Raw genomic sequence first — 17,124 nt, 5'->3', positions numbered from 1 at the left:
GGGTTTGCTCGGCTTTGCCCTCGCTGTATCAGGCGGTTCGGCGCGGGCTGCTTCCCAGTCCGCCTGCCTTAGCGCCGTTCAGCACTGTCCCCTCCGGATGTCCGAGAGGCAGGTACATGTCCACCGCGTCCCACCGTTCGTTGCCCACCGCGATCGCGTTCGGCATTCGCCCGTACTCCCGGAAACCCAGGCTTTCGTAGAGCTCGATGGCGCCGTGGTTGTTGCCGCGCACGCCCAGCATGACGATCTCGATGCCTGCCTCGCGGGCTCGGTCGATCAGGCCCGCGACCACCAGTTTGCCCAGGCCCAGGCCCCGCGCTCTGGGGTGGGCCATGATCTGTTGGATCTCGGCGCGGTGCTGGAAGACGGCGGTGCCTCCGCGTCGCCACAGGCCCACTGCGCGCACCACGCCGTCGACCGTGGCGGTGGCGAAGGCGGCGTCGTGGTCGCGGACCTGCTTCAGGACGCCGTCCAGCCACAGCGAGATGCGTTCCAGGGTTGGGGGCTCGTGGTAGCCGACGGCGCCGCCTGAGGCGACCACGTCGTGCACGACGGTGTGAATTTCGGAGCGCAGACGGTCGTCGGCTTCCGAAAGCCACCGCAGTTCGATACCCATGCGACGCATTCTGGCCTTATGCGTCCCAAGGTTGCCGGACATCCCATCAGGCGAGAGGCCGACTCTCGTCACGGGTGGACTGTCACCAGTTCTGTGTTGGCGGTGGTGTCGCCGTTGACGTTCTTCAGTGCGTTTCTGGTGTTCTACGCGTGGTCGCGGGAGCGGGCGTTGCTGTACGAGTTCGGACTCAGCGGGATGTCGTCGCGGCCTCCGTTGGACTATCTCCTGAGCACCGGTGTGACGGTGTGGTTGTGGTCGAGCGGCGGAGTCGTGCTGATTCTCGTCACGCTCCTGCTGATCTGCCTTGCCGAGGTAGCGGCGGTGAGTGCGAGGCGGCGGTGGTGGGCGCGCAGGGCTGGTGCCTTGGTCGCGTTGGGGGCGCTTGGTGTGCTGGCGCTTGGTGGTGGGGGACGTGCTCATCCGCTGACGATGTTCACGGCGATGGTGGTGCTGTGGGGATGTTGGTTGGTCCACCGGAGGGTTCGGCTTTCTGAGCGGGTGTACGCAGCAGGGCCTTTGCCGATGCGGATGTACGCAGTCGATGCGACGTTGGCTTTGATGATGGTGTTCGTGCTGGTGGGGCACGGATTCGCGACTGCCAGCAGAGACGGCAACGCCAATGCCGAGCTGATTGCAACGCACGGCACGTGGGTCTCGGTGCACAGCACACAGCCGTTGTTGTTGGACAGGAAAGTGCACGGTCGGTTTTGCGAGCGCGAGGACAGCGCCGGCGCCGGGTACCGGTTCCACTACGAGGGGTTCCGGCTGATCTGGACGAACGGCAGCCGGCTCTACGTGCTCAGCGCCGTGGGGGATCGGCGGACCGCGGTCGAGCTGGACACCGGTGCGGTGCGGGTCGAGTACCGCAACGGCAACGGCACGGAGCGACCGGACTGTCTCGGACGGTAATTGCGTCGAAAATTGTCGGACCCCTTGGCTAACGTCGGGTGGGTGGAGAACCTCGTCGAGGCCAAGGCGCTGACCAAGCACTTCGGGACGTTCGAAGCCGTGCGCGGCATCGACGTCGAGGTGCGGCGCGGGGAGGCTTTCGGGTTTCTCGGGCCCAACGGGGCGGGGAAGTCGTCGACCATGCGAATGATCTCGTGCGTGTCCGGGCGCACGGGTGGTCAGTTGAAGGTTCTCGGCATGGATCCGGACGTCGACGGGCCCAAGATCCGGGCGCGGCTCGGGGTGGTGCCGCAGCTGGACAATTTGGACACCGAGCTCACGGTCCGGCAGAACCTCCAGGTCTACGGGCGGTACTTCGGGATGTCGCGGCAGAAGTGTCGCGAGAAGGCGACGGAGCTGCTGGAGTTCGCGCAGCTCTCGGACCGGGCCGATCACGAGGTCGAGCCGCTCAGCGGTGGGATGAAGCGACGGCTGACGATCGCGCGGTCGTTGGTCAACGACCCCGAGCTGCTGCTGCTCGACGAACCGACGACGGGGTTGGATCCGCAGGCGCGGCACCTGTTGTGGGACAGGCTGTTCCGGCTCAAGCAGGACGGCGTCACGCTCATCATCACCACGCACTACATGGACGAGGCCGAGCAGCTCTGCGACCGGCTCGTGGTCATGGACGGCGGGCGGATCGCGGCCGAGGGGTCGCCCGCCGAGCTGATCGGGCGGTACTCCACCAGGGAGGTGCTGGAGCTGCGGTTCCAGCCGGGGGCGCCCAAGCCCGACCTCGAGCGGTTCGCCGAGCGGGTCGAAGTGCTGCCGGACCGGTTGCTGCTCTACACGCAGGACGGTGAACACACGCTCGGCAAGGTTCACGAGGCCGGGGTGCAGCCGGTGCAGAGCCTGGTTCGGCGGAGTTCACTGGAGGACGTGTTCCTCAAGCTCACCGGCCGGACGTTGGTGGACTGATGCAGACGTTGAGGGCCTCCTGGTTCGGCTTCGAGAAGCACTGGACGTGGTACCGGCGCAACTGGCGGGCCACGGTGGTGACGAGCTTCCTCACGCCGGTGCTGTTCCTGCTGGCGCTCGGGATCGGGTTCGGCTCGCAGGTGCAGTCGACGGCGCTCATCGGGGGCGTGCCCTACCTGCAGTACATCGCGCCGGCGTTGGTGGTGGTCACGGCGTTGCAGGGGGCCACGTTCGAGTCGACGTACGCGATCATGTCGGCGTTCCTGTGGCAGAAGACGTACGTCGGCATGGTGGCCACGCCGATCACGCCCGCACAGGTGCTCTACGGGCAGGTGTTGTGGATCGGGTCGCAGTTGTTCGCGCGCTCGGCGGTCTTCGTGGTCATCGCGGCGCTGCTGGGAGCGGCGGCCGGGCCGGGACTGCTGCTGTCGGTTCCACTCGGGACGCTGGCGGGGCTCGCGTTCGCCTGTCCGTTGATCGCCTACAGCGCGCGGCTGGACAAACCGGACAGCTTCACCACCATCTTCCGGTTCGTGCTCATGCCGATGATGTTGTTCACCGGCGCGTACTTCCCGGTCAGCCAGCTGCCTGACTGGCTGTTGCCGCTGGTGTGGCTGACGCCGGCATGGCACGGCATCGAGCTCGCGCGCGGCACCGCGTTCGGCACGTTGGACCTCTTACCGGCGTTGGGGCACATCGCGTTCCTCACGGCGATGACGGCCGCGGGCATCGCCCTCGCGGTGAAGACCTTCCACCGAAGGCTGGCGGTATGACGCAGACCCTCGATCGAGAGAAGGCCGCGCCCGCGAGCGTCGGGTTGTTGTGGCGCGTGATCCCGCCGGGGCTGTACGGCGGGAAGGCCAGCATGCTCGTGGAACGGGCCGCGCTGGTGAACCGGCGGGCCTGGTTCGTGCTGGTTGGTGGGGCGTTCGAGCCACTGCTGTTCCTGTGGTCGCTCGGGCTCGGTTTCGGTCAGATGGTGAGCTCGGTGGCCGGGCCGGACGGGCGGCCGATCAGCTACGCGGCGTTCGTGGCGCCCGCGCTGCTGGCGGCGAGCGCGATGAACGGGGCCGTGTACGACGCGACGTTCAACGTGTTCTTCAAGTTCAAGTACGTGAAGCTGTACGACGCGATGCTCACGACGCCGATGGGGCCGATGGACATCGCGATCGGGGAGATCTCCTGGGCGTTGCTGCGCGGTGGGCTGTACTCGGCCGGGTTCCTCGCGGTGATGCTCGGGATGGGGCTCATCGCCTCGCCGTGGGCGTTGCTCGCGTTGCCGGTGGCGCTGCTGGTGGCGTTCGCGTTCGCGGCGGTGGGCATGGCGGCGACGACGTTCATGCGGTCCTGGCAGGACTTCGACCTCGTGCAGCTCGCGGTGCTGCCGCTGTTCCTGTTCTCGACGACGTTCTACCCGCTGTCGGTCTACCCCGGCTGGTTGCAGGCGGTGGTCAGCTGGACGCCGCTCTACCACGCGATCGAGCTGATGCGCGGGCTCACGCTGGGCGTTGTCGGCTGGGGCATGCTCGGTCACGTCGCGTACTTCGTGGTGATGGCGGCCGTGGGAACGGTGGTGGCGGCGAGGCGCCTGGGGACGTTGTTGCTGGACTGACCGCGATTCGGCGCCCTGTGCCGCGATCGGCAACCTTTGCCGTGTCTTCGGCGCTCAGCAGGGCGCCTCGCGGCACCGGCCCCACGTCCACAGCCAACCAGGATGAGGACGTGGGGCCGGCACCGCGATGCACCCGTCTGACCACCGAATACGGGGCAAAGGCTGCCGATCGCGGCACTGGCACAGGGCCCGTTACTCTGGAAGCGTGAGTGTCGAGTCTGTTTTCCCCAGGTTGGAGCCACTGCTGCCGCGGATCTCCAAGCCGGTGCAGTACGTCGGCGGGGAGCTCAACGCGACCGTCAAGGACTGGGACGCGGCGTCCGTGCGCTGGGCTTTGATGTACCCCGACGCGTACGAGGTCGGCCTGCCCAACCAGGGCGTCATGATCCTCTACGAGATCCTCAACGAGCTGCCGGACGTGCTCGCCGAGCGCACGTACGCCGTGTGGCCGGACCTCGAGAAGCTCATGCGTGAGCACGACGTCCCGCAGTTCACGGTGGACGGGCACCGGCCGTTGAAGGCGTTCGACCTGATGGGCATCAGCTTCGCGACGGAGCTGGGCTACACGAACATGCTCACGGCCCTGGACCTCGCGGGCATCCCGATCCACGCCGCCGACCGCACCGAGGACGACCCGATCGTGGTCGCCGGTGGCCACGCGGCGTTCAACCCGGAGCCGATCGCGGACTTCGTCGACGCGGCGGTGCTCGGCGACGGTGAGGAAGCCGTCCTCGAGATCACCGAGATCGTGAGGACGTGGAAGGCCGAGGGCTGCCCCGGCGGCCGCGACGAGGTGCTGACCAGGCTCGCCGAGACCGGTGGCGTCTACATCCCGCGCTTCTACGACGTGGAGTACCTGCCGGACGGCCGCATCCAGCGCGTTGTGCCGAACCGCGACCGTGTGCCGTACCGCGTGTTCAAGCGCACCACGATGGACCTCGACGCGTGGCCGTACCCGAAGCAGCCGCTGGTGCCGCTCGCCGAGAGCGTGCACGAGCGGATGAGCGTCGAGATCTTCCGCGGCTGCACCCGCGGTTGCCGCTTCTGCCAGGCGGGCATGATCACCCGCCCGGTGCGTGAACGGTCCATCGAGGGCATCGGCGCCATGGTCCAGAAGGGACTGGAGGCGACCGGCTTCGAGGAGGTCGGACTCCTCAGCCTGTCCAGCGCCGACCACAGCGAGATCGCCGAGATCACCAAGGGCCTCGCGGACCGCTACGAGGGCACGAACACGGGCCTGAGCCTGCCGAGCACGCGCGTCGACGCGTTCAACATCGATCTCGCGAACGAGTTGTCCCGCAACGGAAGGCGCTCCGGTCTCACCTTCGCGCCCGAGGGCGGCAGCGAGCGGATGCGGCGCGTCATCAACAAGATGGTGTCCGAAGAGGACCTCATCAGGACGGTGTCGGCGGCGTTCTCCAACGGGTGGCGCCAGGTGAAGCTGTACTTCATGTGCGGCCTGCCCACCGAGGAGGACGAGGACGTCCTGCAGATCGCGGAGATGGCGAAGAACGTCATCCGCGCCGGACGCCAGGCCAGCGGCCGCAACGACGTCCGCTGCACGATCTCCATCGGCGGTTTCGTGCCCAAGCCGCACACGCCGTTCCAGTGGGCCCCGCAGTGCGACCCGGACACGGTCGACGACAGGCTCCGCAAGCTCCGCGAGGCCGTCAACGCCGACCGCAGCCTCGGCCGCAACATCGGCATGCGCTACCACGACGGCAAGCCGAGCCTCATCGAAGGCCTGCTCAGCCGCGGTGACCGCCGCATCGGCAAGGTCATCGAGGCCGTGTGGCGCGACGGCGGCCGGTTCGACGGCTGGAGCGAGCACTTCTCCTACGACCGCTGGACCACCATGGCCGCGCGGGAGCTGGAGCCGCTCGGCGTCGACCTCGCCTGGTTCACCACCCGCGAGCGCGAGGAGCTGGAGGTCCTGCCCTGGGACCACCTCGACTCGGGCCTCGACAAGGAATGGCTCTGGGCCGACTGGCAGGACGCGCTCGACGAGCGCGAGCAGGACGACTGCCGCTGGACGCCGTGCTTCGACTGCGGTGTCTGCCCGGCGATGGGCACGGACATCGAGGTCGGCCCGACGGGCCGCAAGCTGCTGCCGATCTCCCCGGTCGGCGTCGGCTCGCCGGTGAAGAACCCGTCGCTCACCTCATAGCTCTCAGCTGACGGCACGCGGGGCCCTTTCGTGCGGCCAGAGCGAACGAAAGCTCCCCGCGTGCACTTCGTACGAGCGTTGGCGGCTTATTTCGTGACGGCGGCCAACGCGTCCACGAGCCCGTGCCCGTAGAACGAGTTGTACTCCGAGTACCCGGTGCAGAACGCGTCCTGCACCCCGGTCCCGTTCAGGTCGTAGTCGGCCGGACACGCCAACGTCTCCGCCTGCGCGTTCAGCATGCGCCCCAGCGACAGCGCGTCGGTGTCCGGATGCGTCGACGCGATCAGCGCCGCCACCCCGGCCGCGTGCGGGGTCGCCATCGACGTCCCGCACGAGTAGTCGTAGCCGGACGGCACGGTCGACAGCACGCACCCGCCCTGCGTCCGCGAGTCGCCGCCCGGCGCCGTCACGTCGATCGCGCCGAGTCCGTACGAGCTGTAGCCCGCCTTGGTCTTGGTCGACTCCACCGCCGACACGCCGACCACGTTCTTGAGTTGCGCGGGCAGCACCACGCAGGTCGAGTCGACCGGACGCGTCTGCGCGTCGCCGTTCGTCGGCGACACCGAGTCACGGCCCGGCCTGGACAGGTCCGCCGCGTTGTTGCCCGCCGCGGCGACCGTGAGCACGTTGCGGGAGGTGGCGTAGTCGACGGCACGACGCACGGCCTCGTACACGACGCGCTGACCAGGCGCGCTCTGGCACGTGAACAGGTACGGGTCGATGAAGTAGCTGTTGTTGGTGATGGTCATGCCCTGTGCGGCGGCCCACATGAAGCCGCACACCGCGTATTCGGGGTAGATGAAGCCGTCGTCGTCGACGACCTTCACGGACGCGATGCGCACGCCCGGTGCGACGCCCGTGGTGCCGCGGCCGTCGTCAGCCGCGGCGATGGTGCCGGCGACGTGCGTGCCGTGGGCGGAGGTCGTCGGGGCCCACGCGCCGGGTGACGTGTCCGGTTTGCCGGTCAGGCAGCCCGCGGACAGCTCCGGGGCCAGCGCCTGGACCAGGTCGGGGTGACGCGGGTCGACACCGGAGTCCAGCACGCCCACGACCACGGACTTCGAACCCGTGCTGATCTCGTGCGCGGCCGGTGCCTTGATGAGATCCATGTCCCACTGTTCGCCGGAGCGGACACCGGACGGCCTCAGCAGCTCGGTGTCGTCCTTCTTCCGCTTCACCGACTTCCTGACGCTCTCGGCCTGGGCGCTGTACGCGCGCTGCGGGCCGATCATCTTGAGGAATCCCGGGTCGGGTGACGTGGCCACCGCGACGCCGATCTCCGGGTAGTAGACGGTCGTGGTGCCGCACGCTTCCGTGATCTCGGCGTTCGCCACCTCAGGGGTCGTGAACTGCGAGAACACCACGAGGTAGCGCAGCAGCGGGCCCGGCTGGATGCACGAGGAGACCGCCGGCTCCGCGCCGGCGGGAAGTGACGCCGCCAAACACCCGGCAGCGAGCAGCGCGGACAGAGCCGCCGCCCGTGCGCGGTGGAGCAGAGGCACCAGGGACCTCCAGGTTGGCAAGGCGTCCAGTCAGCCGGACCGTAACCACGCGCAACGATCTAGACAAGCTGAACGTTCTGAATCGGGTTCACGGTACCGTCCTACCGGACGAACAGCCTGCGCCGATGGGACCGCTCACCCGTCGGAACACCTCTCGGGAGCACCACTGAGCCGCCACCAGCCCAACAACCCGTCTGCCGCAGCCGTGCAGAAACTGCGCCTCCGCTACACCAAGCGGGGGAGGTTGCGTTTCACCTCGCACCGCGACATCGCTCGTACGTTCGAACGTGCGCTGCGCAGGGCAGGCGTACCCATGGCGTACTCGCAGGGCTTCAGCCCTCACCCGAAGGTGTCGTGGGTCGGTGCCGCGCCAACCGGTGTCGCCAGCGAGGCGGAGTACGTCGAGGTGTCGGTGGTCGAACGGGTCGACCCGCAGGCGCTGAAGATCGCGCTCGACGAGGCCCTGCCGCCCGGCATCGACGTCGTCGACATCGTGCAGGCGCACGGTGGCAACCTCACCGAGCGCATCGACGCGAGCGAGTGGCGGATCGAGCTCGACGGGGTCGAGCCCGCTGAGCTCGCGAAAGCGGTGAGCGTCCTCCTCGCGGCGGAGTCCGTCGAAGTCGAACGGCTCACCAAGAGCGGCACGAAGATGCTCGACGTGCGGCCCGCCGTCGTGTCAGCGCTGGTCGAACCACGTTCGAGCGACGCCGGACACGATGAGGCCGGATTGTCACAACCGTGTGGGATACTCATGACGGTCGTTCGGCAGGTAACGCCTACCGTCCGACCCGACGACGTGCTGAATGCGCTTCGTGTCGTCGCCGATCTCGTGCCGCCGGTACCTGCGAGAGCAACCCGGATGGCGCAGGGACGGCTCGACGACGAAGGCAGGCTGGTGGACCCGCTCCAACAGGACAGAGAGTCCTGACGAGCGCAGACGGTGTCTGATTGGTCCTCGCCAGCCGCGACGCAAACAGGAGGAGCGGCGCTGACAGCGGCGTCGTCGTGGGACCTGCGCAAGCGTGCGCCCGGTTTGGCGCCACGCCACTGCGCGCGAGGCAAGGATTCCCGCCGCGAGCAGCGGTGGAGAGAGACAAGAGAGGCCCCTGCGCGGCCGCGTCCTCACGGGACGCGCCCGGGGGTGGAGGAGCTGCATGTCGAACACGGAAAAGCCTGCCGGTGGCACCGGCGGGCAGGGTGTGGTTGCCGCACGCCCTGAGCTGGCGGACCTGCCGGACAAGCTGCGGGTGCACGCGTTGGCGAAGCTGCTGGACGTCAGCAGCAAGGACGTGATGACGGCGCTGGCCGACCTCGGTGAGGTCGCCCGCAGCGCGCAGTCGAGCGTGAGCCGCGACGTCGCGCTGAAGGTCGCCGAGACCCTGGTGGACTGGGACGACGTCGTCACCGGTGAGGTCACCGAGGACTACGAACCGCCCGCGGTCCCCGCCTTCGAGGCGCCGGCGCTCGCGCCGATCTTCGCGGCACCGACGGCGGTCTTCATGCCGCCGCAGCCGATCGAACGGCCGAAGGCGGCGGCGTCGCCCTTCGTCGTCGAGGAGGAGCCGGCGCAGGACGAGAAGTCCGTCGGTGAGATCGCCGCGGACGAGCTCGACGCCGCGGAGGCGGAAGCGGAGGCCGAGGGCGAGGACGAGGGCGACAGCCGTCGCCGCCGTCGTCGTGGCCGCCGCGGCCGTGGCCGCGGGAAGGGCACGGACGCCGAGGCGGGTGGCGAGGAGACCGACGAGGCCGAGGACGCCGAGGCCACCTCGGAGACCGAAGCCGCCGACGAAACCGACGAGGAGGGCGACGAGAGCTCGACCCGTCGCCGCCGCCGTCGCCGCCGCCGCAAGACCGGCGCGGACGACGACGTGACGTCCGAGGACGACCCGCCGAACACGGTGGTGCACGTCCGCGAGTCGCGCGACGCGCGTGACGACAAGGCCGACTCCGAGGCCGCGCAGAGCGAGGTGCGCAGCATCCGAGGCTCGACGCGCCTCGAGGCCAAGCGCCAGCGCCGCCGTGACGGTCGCGAGGCCGGCCGCCGCCGTGCCCCGGTGCTGACCGAGGCCGAGTTCCTGGCCCGCCGCGAGGCCGTGGCCCGCACGATGGTCGTCCGCGAGCGCGGCGACCGCACCCAGATCGGCGTGCTGGAAGACGGCGTGCTGGTCGAGCACTTCGTCACGTCGTCGGGCAGCGGCTCGATCGTGGGCAACGTCTACCTCGGCCGCGTGCAGAACGTGCTGCCGAGCATGGAGGCCGCGTTCATCGACATCGGCCGCGGCCGCAACGCCGTGCTGTACGCCGGTGAGGTCGACTGGGACGCCGCCGGTCTCGAGGGCAAGTCCCGCAAGATCGAGCAGGCGCTGTCGAGCGGCGACTCCGTGCTCGTCCAGGTCACCAAGGACCCGGTCGGCCACAAGGGCGCGCGCCTCACGACCCAGATCAGCCTGCCCGGCCGCTTCCTGGTCTACGTGCCGGGCGGCGGTGCGACGGGCATCAGCCGCAAGCTGCCGGACAACGAGCGCAAGCGCCTCAAGGACATCCTCAAGCGGGTCGTCCCCGAGGACGCCGGCGTGATCATCCGCACCGCCTCGGAGGGCATTTCCGAGGAGGAGCTGGCGCGCGACGTCACGCGTCTGCAGGCGCAGTGGAAGGTCATCAAGGAGAAGTCCGAGAGCACCTCCACCAAGGCGCCGACGCTGCTCTACGAAGAGCCGGACCTGCTGGTGAAGGTCGTCCGCGACCTGTTCACCGAGGACTTCGCCCAGCTCGTCGTCCAGGGCGACGAGGCGTGGGACGTCATCGACGGCTACGTCCGCCACGTGGCGCCGGACCTGCAGGACCGCCTGAAGAAGCACGTCGGCAACAACGACGCGTTCGTCGAGTACCGCATCGACGAGCAGCTGATGAAGGCGCTCGACCGCAAGGTCTGGCTGCCCTCGGGCGGCTACCTGATCATCGACCGCACCGAGGCGATGACGGTCATCGACGTCAACACCGGCAAGTTCACCGGATCGGGTGGCAATCTCGAAGAGACGGTGACTCGCAACAACCTGGAGTCGGCCGAGGAGATCGTCCGCCAGCTCCGGCTGCGCGACATCGGCGGCATCATCGTCATCGACTTCATCGACATGGTCCTGGAGTCGAACCGCGACCTGGTGCTGCGCCGCCTGACCGAGTGCCTGGGCCGTGACCGCACGCGCCACCAGGTCGCCGAGGTCACCTCGCTGGGCCTGGTGCAGATGACCCGCAAGCGGGTCGGCACCGGCCTGCTCGAGGCGTTCAGCCAGACGTGTGAGCACTGCCGCGGCCGCGGCGTCGTCGTGTCCACCGAGCCCGTGCACTCGCACGGCGGTGGCAACGGCGGCGGCCAGCAGCAGCCGCAGGGCGGTGGCCGCAAGTCGCGCCGCAACAAGGGCGGTTCGGAGCAGGCGGCCGAGGTGGTCGAGGCGGCCGTCGAGGCGCCGGTCGAGCCTGAGACTCCCGAGGTCGTCGAGCCGGGCGAGCCCGAGGACGTCTCCGAGGGCGTGGTCGCCGCGGACCAGGAGCACGACAGCCACGGCGGTCGTCGCCGTCGTCGCCGTCGCCGCGACAAGGAGCCGCAGGCGGTCGTCGACGCGGTCGTGGTCGAGGAGCAGGCGGTCAACGGCACCGTGCCGCACGAGGTCGCGGAGGACCCGGCCCCGGTCGAGGTCGAGCCGGTCGTCGAGAGCCCGGCGGAGGAGCCTGCCGCCGAGGTGATCGAGGAGTCGGCCGAGGAGCTCGTCGAGCCGGTGGCCTCGGAGCCCGAGCGTCCGCTGGTGACCGGCCGGATCGGCGCGCAGCAGCCCGCCGTGACGGGCCGCATCGGTGCGCAGCAGCCCAAGCCCGTCGACGAGCCCGTGCAGGCGCCCGTCGTGACCGGTCGCATCGGCGCACAGCTGCCCAAGCCGGTCGAGGAGCCCGCGCAGGAGCCCGTGGCGGCTCCCGAGCCGGTCGCCGCGCCCGAACCCGTGGCCCAGGCCCCTGTGGCGCCCGTGGAGCCTCCTGCGGCCCGTCCGCGGCGTCGTGCGGCCAAGCGCGCCGCCGGTGCCCCGGTCGCGCACGAGGCGCCCGCTCCGGTGGTCGTCGAGGTGCCGAAGCAGCCCGAGGTCCAGATGCCCGCACCGGTGGTCACCACCACCCGCAGGCGCCGCGCCGTGTCGCGGCCCGCGGGACCGCCGGTCCAGGAGGACTGAGCTGCCAGGGAAGTGGAACCGGGGTCGCCTGCGGGCGGCCCCGGTTTTGCCTTGTGAGGGACCGCACAGCCTGCGGGAACGCGATCAGGGCACCCCGGTTTGCTCCGGCAGTACCCACTCCCGTAACCTTGTCGACGGCCCGCCATCCGACGGGTCCTGTCGTGTGCCCCCTCTGGTGAACTTCCCAGATGGGTTGGCGCATGGCCCGTCACCATCGAGTAGCAGGAGACTTCCGTCCTGATGTACGCGATCGTCAAGACCGGCGGCAAGCAGTACAAGGTCGCTGTCGGCGACATCGTCGAGGTCGAGAAGCTCGAGGGCGAGCCGGGCACCGAAATCTCCCTCCAGACGCTGCTCGTGGTCGACGGCACTGACGTCACCGCTGACGCGGCGGCCCTGGAGAAGTTCTCGGTGACCGGCAAGGTCGTCGAGCACACCAAGGGCCCGAAGATTCGCATCCACAAGTTCAAGAACAAGACCGGCTACCACAAGCGCCAGGGTCACCGCCAGAAGCTGACCCGCGTCGAGGTCACCGGCATCACCGGTAAGTGAGGACCTGACTTCTCATGGCACACAAAAAGGGTGCGTCCAGTTCCCGCAACGGCCGTGACTCCAACCCCCAGTACCTGGGTGTGAAGCGGTTCGGCGGTCAGGTCGTCAAGGCCGGCGAGATCCTGATCCGCCAGCGCGGCACCAAGTTCCACCCCGGCGTCGGCGTCGGCATCGGCAAGGACGACACGTTGTTCGCCCTGCTGCCGGGTGCGGTGGAGTTCGGTATGAAGCGCGGTCGCAAGACCGTCAACATCGTTCCGGTCGCGGTCTGAGGACCGTTTCCGCAACGTAGTTAGACCTCGACGAGGGGCGGGACCGGTCTTCCGGCACCGCCCCTTGTTGCTTGTTCAAGACTCTTGAGAGGACGTAGTTCCGTGGCTCGTTTTGTTGACCGGGTGGTGATCCACGCTGCCGCCGGCAACGGGGGCAACGGCTGCGCTTCCGTGCATCGCGAGAAGTTCAAGCCGCTCGGCGGCCCGGACGGCGGCAACGGTGGCAGCGGCGGCAACGTCGTGCTCGTCGTCGACTCGCAGGTGCACACCCTGCTGGACTTCCACTTCCGCCCGCACGCCTCCGCCACCAGCGGCAAGGCCGGTGCCGGTGCGAACCGTGACGGCGCGAACGGCGAGGACCTGGTCCTGCGCGTCCCGGACGGCACCGTGGTGCTGACCGAGGACGGCGAGATCGTCGCGGACCTCGTCGGCGAGGGCACCCAGCTCATCGCCGCCGCCGGTGGCCGCGGTGGCCTGGGCAACGCCGCTCTGGCGTCCAAGGCCCGCAAGGCCCCCGGTTTCGCGTTGCTCGGTGAGCCGGGCGAGACGCGGGACCTGGTGCTGGAGCTCAAGTCCGTCGCGGACGTCGGCCTGCTCGGGTTCCCGTCCGCAGGCAAGTCGTCGCTGATCTCGGTGCTCTCCGCCGCGAAGCCGAAGATCGCCGACTACCCGTTCACCACGCTGGTGCCGAACCTCGGCGTGATCACCGCGGGCGAGACCATCTTCACGATGGCCGACGTCCCCGGCCTGATCCCCGGCGCGTCGCAGGGCAAGGGCCTCGGCCTCGACTTCCTGCGCCACATCGAGCGCACCGCCGTGCTCGCTCACGTCGTCGACTGCGCGACCTACGAGCCCGGCCGCGACCCGATCGCGGACATCGACGCGCTGGAGAACGAGCTGGCGCAGTACACGCCGTCGCTCGGCGGCAACCTGGCCGACCGGCCGCGCGTGGTGATCCTCAACAAGATCGACATCCCGGACGCCAAGGACCTGGCCGACATCGTCCGCCCCGAGATCGAGGCCCGCGGCCTGCCGGTCTTCGAGGTGTCGACGGTGTCCCGCGAGGGACTGCGCGAGCTCTCCTTCAAGCTCGCCGAGGTGGTGCGCGAGTACCGCGCCGCCCAGCCGAAGAAGGAATCGACCCGCATCGTGCTGCGGCCGACCGCCGTGGACGACGAAGGGTTCACCGTGACCGAGGACCCCTCGGTCGAGGGTGGCTTCATCGTCAAGGGCGACCGCCCGGAGCGCTGGATCCGCCAGACCGACTTCTCCAACGACGAAGCCGTCGGTTACCTCGCGGACCGCCTGAGCAGGCTGGGTGTCGAGGACAAGCTCGTGAAGATGGGCGCCATCCCGGGCTGCCAGGTCACCATCGGCGACCTGGTGTTCGACTGGGAGCCGACCACGCCGGCCGGTATCGCGATGACGATGACCGGACGTGGCACGGACGCCCGCCTCGAGCGCAACGACCGCATCGGCGCCCACGAGCGCAAGGCCCTGAAGAAGGCCCGCCGCGCGCCCGGCGACTACGGCGACGACTTCGACGAGGAGTAAACCGTGACGGCCCCCGCGGTCTCACAAGCGCGCACCGCGGTCGCTTCGGCGAACCGCATCGTGGTGAAGGTCGGTTCTTCCTCTCTGACGACGGCCGAGGGCGGCCTCGACCCGGCGCGCCTCGACGCGCTGGTCGACGCCCTCGCCGCCCGGTGCGCCGCGGGCAGCCAGGTCGTGCTGGTGTCCTCCGGTGCGATCGCCGCGGGCCTGGCGCCGTTGAAGATCTCCCGCCGCCCGCGCGACCTCGCCACCCAGCAGGCCGCGGCGAGCGTCGGGCAGCTGACGCTGGCGCACGCGTACGCGAACTCGTTCGGCCGCTACAACCTCACCGTCGGACAGGTCCTGCTGACCGCCGACGACGTGGTGCGCCGTGCCCACTACCGCAACGCCCAGCGCACGTTCTCGCGCCTGCTTGCCCTGGGCGCCGTTCCGGTCGTGAACGAGAACGACACCGTTGCCACCGAAGAGATCCGCTTCGGCGACAACGACCGCCTGGCCGCACTGGTGGCACATCTGGTGGGCGCCGACGCGTTGTTCCTGCTGTCCGACGTGGACGCCCTCTACTCGGGCGACCCGCGCAAGCCCGGCGCCGTCCGCATCTCCGAGGTGGCCTCGGCGTCCGATGTGGACGGTGTGCAGGCGGGAACGGTGGGCGCTTCAGGATTGGGCACCGGCGGCATGGCCTCCAAACTCGCCGCCGCCCGCCTGGCTTCTTCCGCAGGCATCCCGGTCCTGCTGACCAGCGCCACCGAAGCACACCGCGCACTGACCTCCGCCGATGTGGGAACCGCCTTCGCCGCAACGGGTTCCCGCCTGACCGCCCGCCGCTTCTGGCTCGGCTACGCGACCGACGCGAACGGCCGCCTGCACCTCGACGACGGCGCGGTAGCCGCGGTGGTGGGCAGGCGCCGCTCGTTGCTGGCGGCCGGAATCACGGGCGTGGACGGCGACTTCGAAGCAGGCGACGTCGTGGAGCTGGTCAGCCTCGCGGGCGAGGTCGTGGCCCGCGGCGTGGTCGGCTACGACTCGGCGGAGCTGCCGTCGTTGATCGGCCGCAAGACCCACGACCTGCCGGAGGAGCAGCGCCGCGAGGTCGTGCACGCGGATGACCTGGTGCCGCTGCACCGCTGACCGCGGCTCGGTTTCCCAGATCAGCTCGAACTGGCTGACGTGGCGCCGCTCGCCCAGTCCTGGCAGCGGCGCCAGCCACTCCGACCACGAGCTTCAAGATCACGGCGGACGGCACGCCCCTCCCACCCAGGGGGCCAGACCGGCCACTACGTCAGAGCCTAGCTGCGAAAACGGCTTGTCAACCCACCGCTCGGCGATCTGTGGACAAGTCCCGCAGCCCTCCCGCCTTGCGCGCAGCGACGCCGGCCGAGCACGCGCGCCACCTCGACCTCGGTGCGTCGGTGGTGAGCCGCGACGGCGACGGGTTCGTGCTGGCCGACCCCGAGGGCAACGAGTTCTGCCTCAGCTCAACTGAACACCCTTTGTCTCCGGAAGCGTCAGCACCACCAGGAACGTGATCACCGCGGCCACCGCGACGTACCAGAAGAACACCGTCCCGCCGACGGCCTGGATGACCAGCGGAGCGGTGCCGCCGAACAGCGCGACCGTCAGGTTGTACCAGGCGCCGATGCCGAGCCCGCGCAGTTCCGTCGGGAACAGCTCGCTCATGATCGCCGGCGCGATCGACGTCAGCGCGGTGTAGAGCCCGAGGCCGACGCAGAACACGATCACCAGGTTCGCGAGGCCCGGTTTGACCAGCGTGGACAGCGGCACGACCAGCAACGCCATCGCCGCCGACCACCCGAGCATCTGCGGTTTGCGGCCGTAGCGGTCCGCCATCCACCCCATCGGGTACTGCAACGCGATGAACACGACGGTGCCGATCGACAACGCCAGGAACACGTCGATGTCGTTGGCGCCCTTGGTCTTCACCGCGAACGGCGTCAGCGCCGAGAAGAACGTGTAGAAGCTCAGCGTCGAGAGCAACGTGATGCCGATGAGCTGCCCGACGGCTTTCGGGTGCTCCTTGAGCGTCATCACCAGCGGGTTGCGCAGGCTCTGCGCCTTGGCCTTGTTGTCCTCGAACTGCTCGGTCTCCTTGAGCTCGCGCCGCAGCCACAACCCGATCAGGCCGAGCACGCCGCCGATCAGGAACGGCACGCGCCACCCGTAGGAGGCCATCGCGGCCTTGTCGAGGTTGCGGGACAGGAAGAACCCGAGCAGCGACGCGATCAGCACCGCGGCGCCCGTCGAGATGTAGAAGAACGACGAGTAGCGCCCGCGGTGGTCCGCCGGTGCGATCTCCGCGAGGTATGCCGACGCGTTGGAGACCTCACCGCCGAGCGCCATGCCCTGCGCGATGCGGGCGAGCACGAGCAGCACCGGTGAGAGCCAGCCGACCTGCTCGAACGTCGGCAACAGTCCGATCGCGACGGAACCGCCGGACATGAGCACGATCGTCAGCAGCATCGCGGTGCGACGTCCTTTGAGGTCCGCGAACCTCCCCAGCAGATAGCCGCCCAAGGGCCGGAAGAAGAACGCGAGCGCGAACGTGGCGAACGTGCTGAGCAGCGCGGCGGTTTCGTTGCCCGCCGGGAAGATCTGGGTGGCGAAGTAGATGCTGAAGGCCGTGTAGATGCCCCAGTCGTACCACTCCACGGCGTTTCCGGCGCTTGATGCGACCAGCGTCCGGACGGGCAGTCGATGCGTCTCCGATGTAACCGCCATGGACGCACCCTGACACACTCAGTG

At 69.2% G+C, this 17,124-nt stretch carries 15 protein-coding genes; 12 read left to right on the top strand and 3 right to left on the bottom strand.

Translation table 11 applies throughout. From position 1 onward, the window contains the following. Positions 1–28: 28 nt before the first annotated feature. Positions 29–616 carry a GNAT family N-acetyltransferase gene (locus ACFOWZ_RS32605; protein WP_382377801.1) on the bottom strand — a complete coding sequence of 196 codons (588 nt, stop codon included), beginning with the start codon at positions 614–616 and terminating at the stop codon, positions 29–31. Between the two features lie 114 nt (positions 617–730). Here ACFOWZ_RS32605 and ACFOWZ_RS32600 point away from each other — a divergent pair, with 114 nt between their 5' ends. The 5 genes from ACFOWZ_RS32600 to ACFOWZ_RS32580 all read left to right on the top strand — a co-directional run bounded on the left by ACFOWZ_RS32600 (position 731) and on the right by ACFOWZ_RS32580 (position 6,261). After that, positions 731–1,525 carry a hypothetical protein gene (locus ACFOWZ_RS32600; RefSeq protein ID WP_382377800.1) on the top strand — a complete coding sequence of 265 codons (795 nt, stop codon included), beginning with the start codon at positions 731–733 and terminating at the stop codon, positions 1,523–1,525. A gap of 42 nt (positions 1,526–1,567) precedes the next feature. After that, positions 1,568–2,482, top strand: a complete 915-nt coding sequence (locus tag ACFOWZ_RS32595; protein ID WP_382377798.1) for an ABC transporter ATP-binding protein — start codon at positions 1,568–1,570, stop codon at positions 2,480–2,482. Continuing rightward, entirely contained in the window at positions 2,482–3,255 is a 774-nt protein-coding gene (locus tag ACFOWZ_RS32590; RefSeq protein WP_382377796.1) for an ABC transporter permease, read from the top strand. The genes ACFOWZ_RS32595 and ACFOWZ_RS32590 overlap by 1 nt, the downstream gene beginning before the upstream one ends. Further along, entirely contained in the window at positions 3,252–4,094 is an 843-nt protein-coding gene (locus ACFOWZ_RS32585) for an ABC transporter permease (RefSeq protein ID WP_382377794.1), read from the top strand. The genes ACFOWZ_RS32590 and ACFOWZ_RS32585 overlap by 4 nt, the downstream gene beginning before the upstream one ends. Positions 4,095–4,299: 205 nt before the next feature. Continuing rightward, positions 4,300–6,261, top strand: a complete 1,962-nt coding sequence (locus tag ACFOWZ_RS32580) for a TIGR03960 family B12-binding radical SAM protein (RefSeq protein WP_382377792.1) — start codon at positions 4,300–4,302, stop codon at positions 6,259–6,261. Between the two features lie 86 nt (positions 6,262–6,347). Here the strand turns inward: ACFOWZ_RS32580 and ACFOWZ_RS32575 are convergent, their stop codons facing one another. Beyond that, positions 6,348–7,763 (bottom strand): S8 family peptidase, encoded by a 1,416-nt coding sequence (locus ACFOWZ_RS32575; protein WP_382377791.1) that lies wholly within the window; start codon positions 7,761–7,763, stop codon positions 6,348–6,350. A gap of 205 nt (positions 7,764–7,968) precedes the next feature. On the opposite strand from ACFOWZ_RS32575, the gene ACFOWZ_RS32570 reads away from it, so the two are divergent. The 7 genes from ACFOWZ_RS32570 to ACFOWZ_RS32540 all read left to right on the top strand — a co-directional run bounded on the left by ACFOWZ_RS32570 (position 7,969) and on the right by ACFOWZ_RS32540 (position 15,890). Beyond that, positions 7,969–8,694, top strand: coding sequence for a TIGR03936 family radical SAM-associated protein (locus ACFOWZ_RS32570; RefSeq protein WP_382377789.1), 726 nt, complete (start codon positions 7,969–7,971; stop codon positions 8,692–8,694). Between the two features lie 226 nt (positions 8,695–8,920). Next, positions 8,921–11,983 (top strand): translation initiation factor IF-2 N-terminal domain-containing protein, encoded by a 3,063-nt coding sequence (locus tag ACFOWZ_RS32565; protein WP_382377788.1) that lies wholly within the window; start codon positions 8,921–8,923, stop codon positions 11,981–11,983. Between the two features lie 240 nt (positions 11,984–12,223). Further along, positions 12,224–12,535 carry a 50S ribosomal protein L21 gene (gene rplU / locus ACFOWZ_RS32560; protein ID WP_030468121.1) on the top strand — a complete coding sequence of 104 codons (312 nt, stop codon included), beginning with the start codon at positions 12,224–12,226 and terminating at the stop codon, positions 12,533–12,535. A gap of 14 nt (positions 12,536–12,549) precedes the next feature. Next, the gene (gene rpmA / locus ACFOWZ_RS32555) at positions 12,550–12,807 is read left to right on the top strand and encodes a 50S ribosomal protein L27 (protein ID WP_030468120.1); all 258 of its coding nucleotides are present in this window, start codon (positions 12,550–12,552) and stop codon (positions 12,805–12,807) included. A 102-nt stretch (positions 12,808–12,909) separates the two neighbouring features. Then, on the top strand, positions 12,910–14,361 hold the full coding sequence (obgE, locus tag ACFOWZ_RS32550) for a GTPase ObgE (protein ID WP_382377787.1): 1,452 nt from the start codon (positions 12,910–12,912) through the stop codon (positions 14,359–14,361). Between the two features lie 3 nt (positions 14,362–14,364). After that, entirely contained in the window at positions 14,365–15,492 is a 1,128-nt protein-coding gene (gene proB, locus ACFOWZ_RS32545; RefSeq protein WP_382377786.1) for a glutamate 5-kinase, read from the top strand. A gap of 200 nt (positions 15,493–15,692) precedes the next feature. After that, the gene (locus tag ACFOWZ_RS32540; protein ID WP_382377785.1) at positions 15,693–15,890 is read left to right on the top strand and encodes a VOC family protein; all 198 of its coding nucleotides are present in this window, start codon (positions 15,693–15,695) and stop codon (positions 15,888–15,890) included. On the opposite strand, the gene ACFOWZ_RS32535 is transcribed toward ACFOWZ_RS32540, so the two are convergent. Then, positions 15,835–17,100, bottom strand: a complete 1,266-nt coding sequence (locus ACFOWZ_RS32535; RefSeq protein ID WP_382377784.1) for an MFS transporter — start codon at positions 17,098–17,100, stop codon at positions 15,835–15,837. The genes ACFOWZ_RS32540 and ACFOWZ_RS32535 overlap by 56 nt on opposite strands. Between the last annotated feature and the right edge of the window lie 24 nt (positions 17,101–17,124).

Origin of the sequence: Lentzea rhizosphaerae (assembly GCF_042649515.1) — a bacterium.
In the GTDB taxonomy this organism is placed as follows: Bacteria; Actinomycetota; Actinomycetes; order Mycobacteriales; family Pseudonocardiaceae; genus Lentzea; species Lentzea aerocolonigenes.
Note: the sequence above shows the minus strand (reverse complement) of the source record. Positions and strands in the feature narration are given on the sequence as shown.

Excerpts from the sequence above, each read along its gene's own strand:
- ACFOWZ_RS32605 (WP_382377801.1), bottom strand. The coding sequence starts at position 616 with ATGGGTATCGAACTGCGGTGGCTTTCGGAAGCCGACGACCGTCTGCGC.
- ACFOWZ_RS32590 (WP_382377796.1), top strand. The coding sequence starts at position 2,482 with ATGCAGACGTTGAGGGCCTCCTGGTTCGGCTTCGAGAAGCACTGGACG.
- ACFOWZ_RS32585 (WP_382377794.1), top strand. The coding sequence starts at position 3,252 with ATGACGCAGACCCTCGATCGAGAGAAGGCCGCGCCCGCGAGCGTCGGG.
- ACFOWZ_RS32565 (WP_382377788.1), top strand. The coding sequence starts at position 8,921 with ATGTCGAACACGGAAAAGCCTGCCGGTGGCACCGGCGGGCAGGGTGTG.
- rplU (WP_030468121.1), top strand. The coding sequence starts at position 12,224 with ATGTACGCGATCGTCAAGACCGGCGGCAAGCAGTACAAGGTCGCTGTC.
- rpmA (WP_030468120.1), top strand. The coding sequence starts at position 12,550 with ATGGCACACAAAAAGGGTGCGTCCAGTTCCCGCAACGGCCGTGACTCC.
- ACFOWZ_RS32535 (WP_382377784.1), bottom strand. The coding sequence starts at position 17,100 with ATGGCGGTTACATCGGAGACGCATCGACTGCCCGTCCGGACGCTGGTC.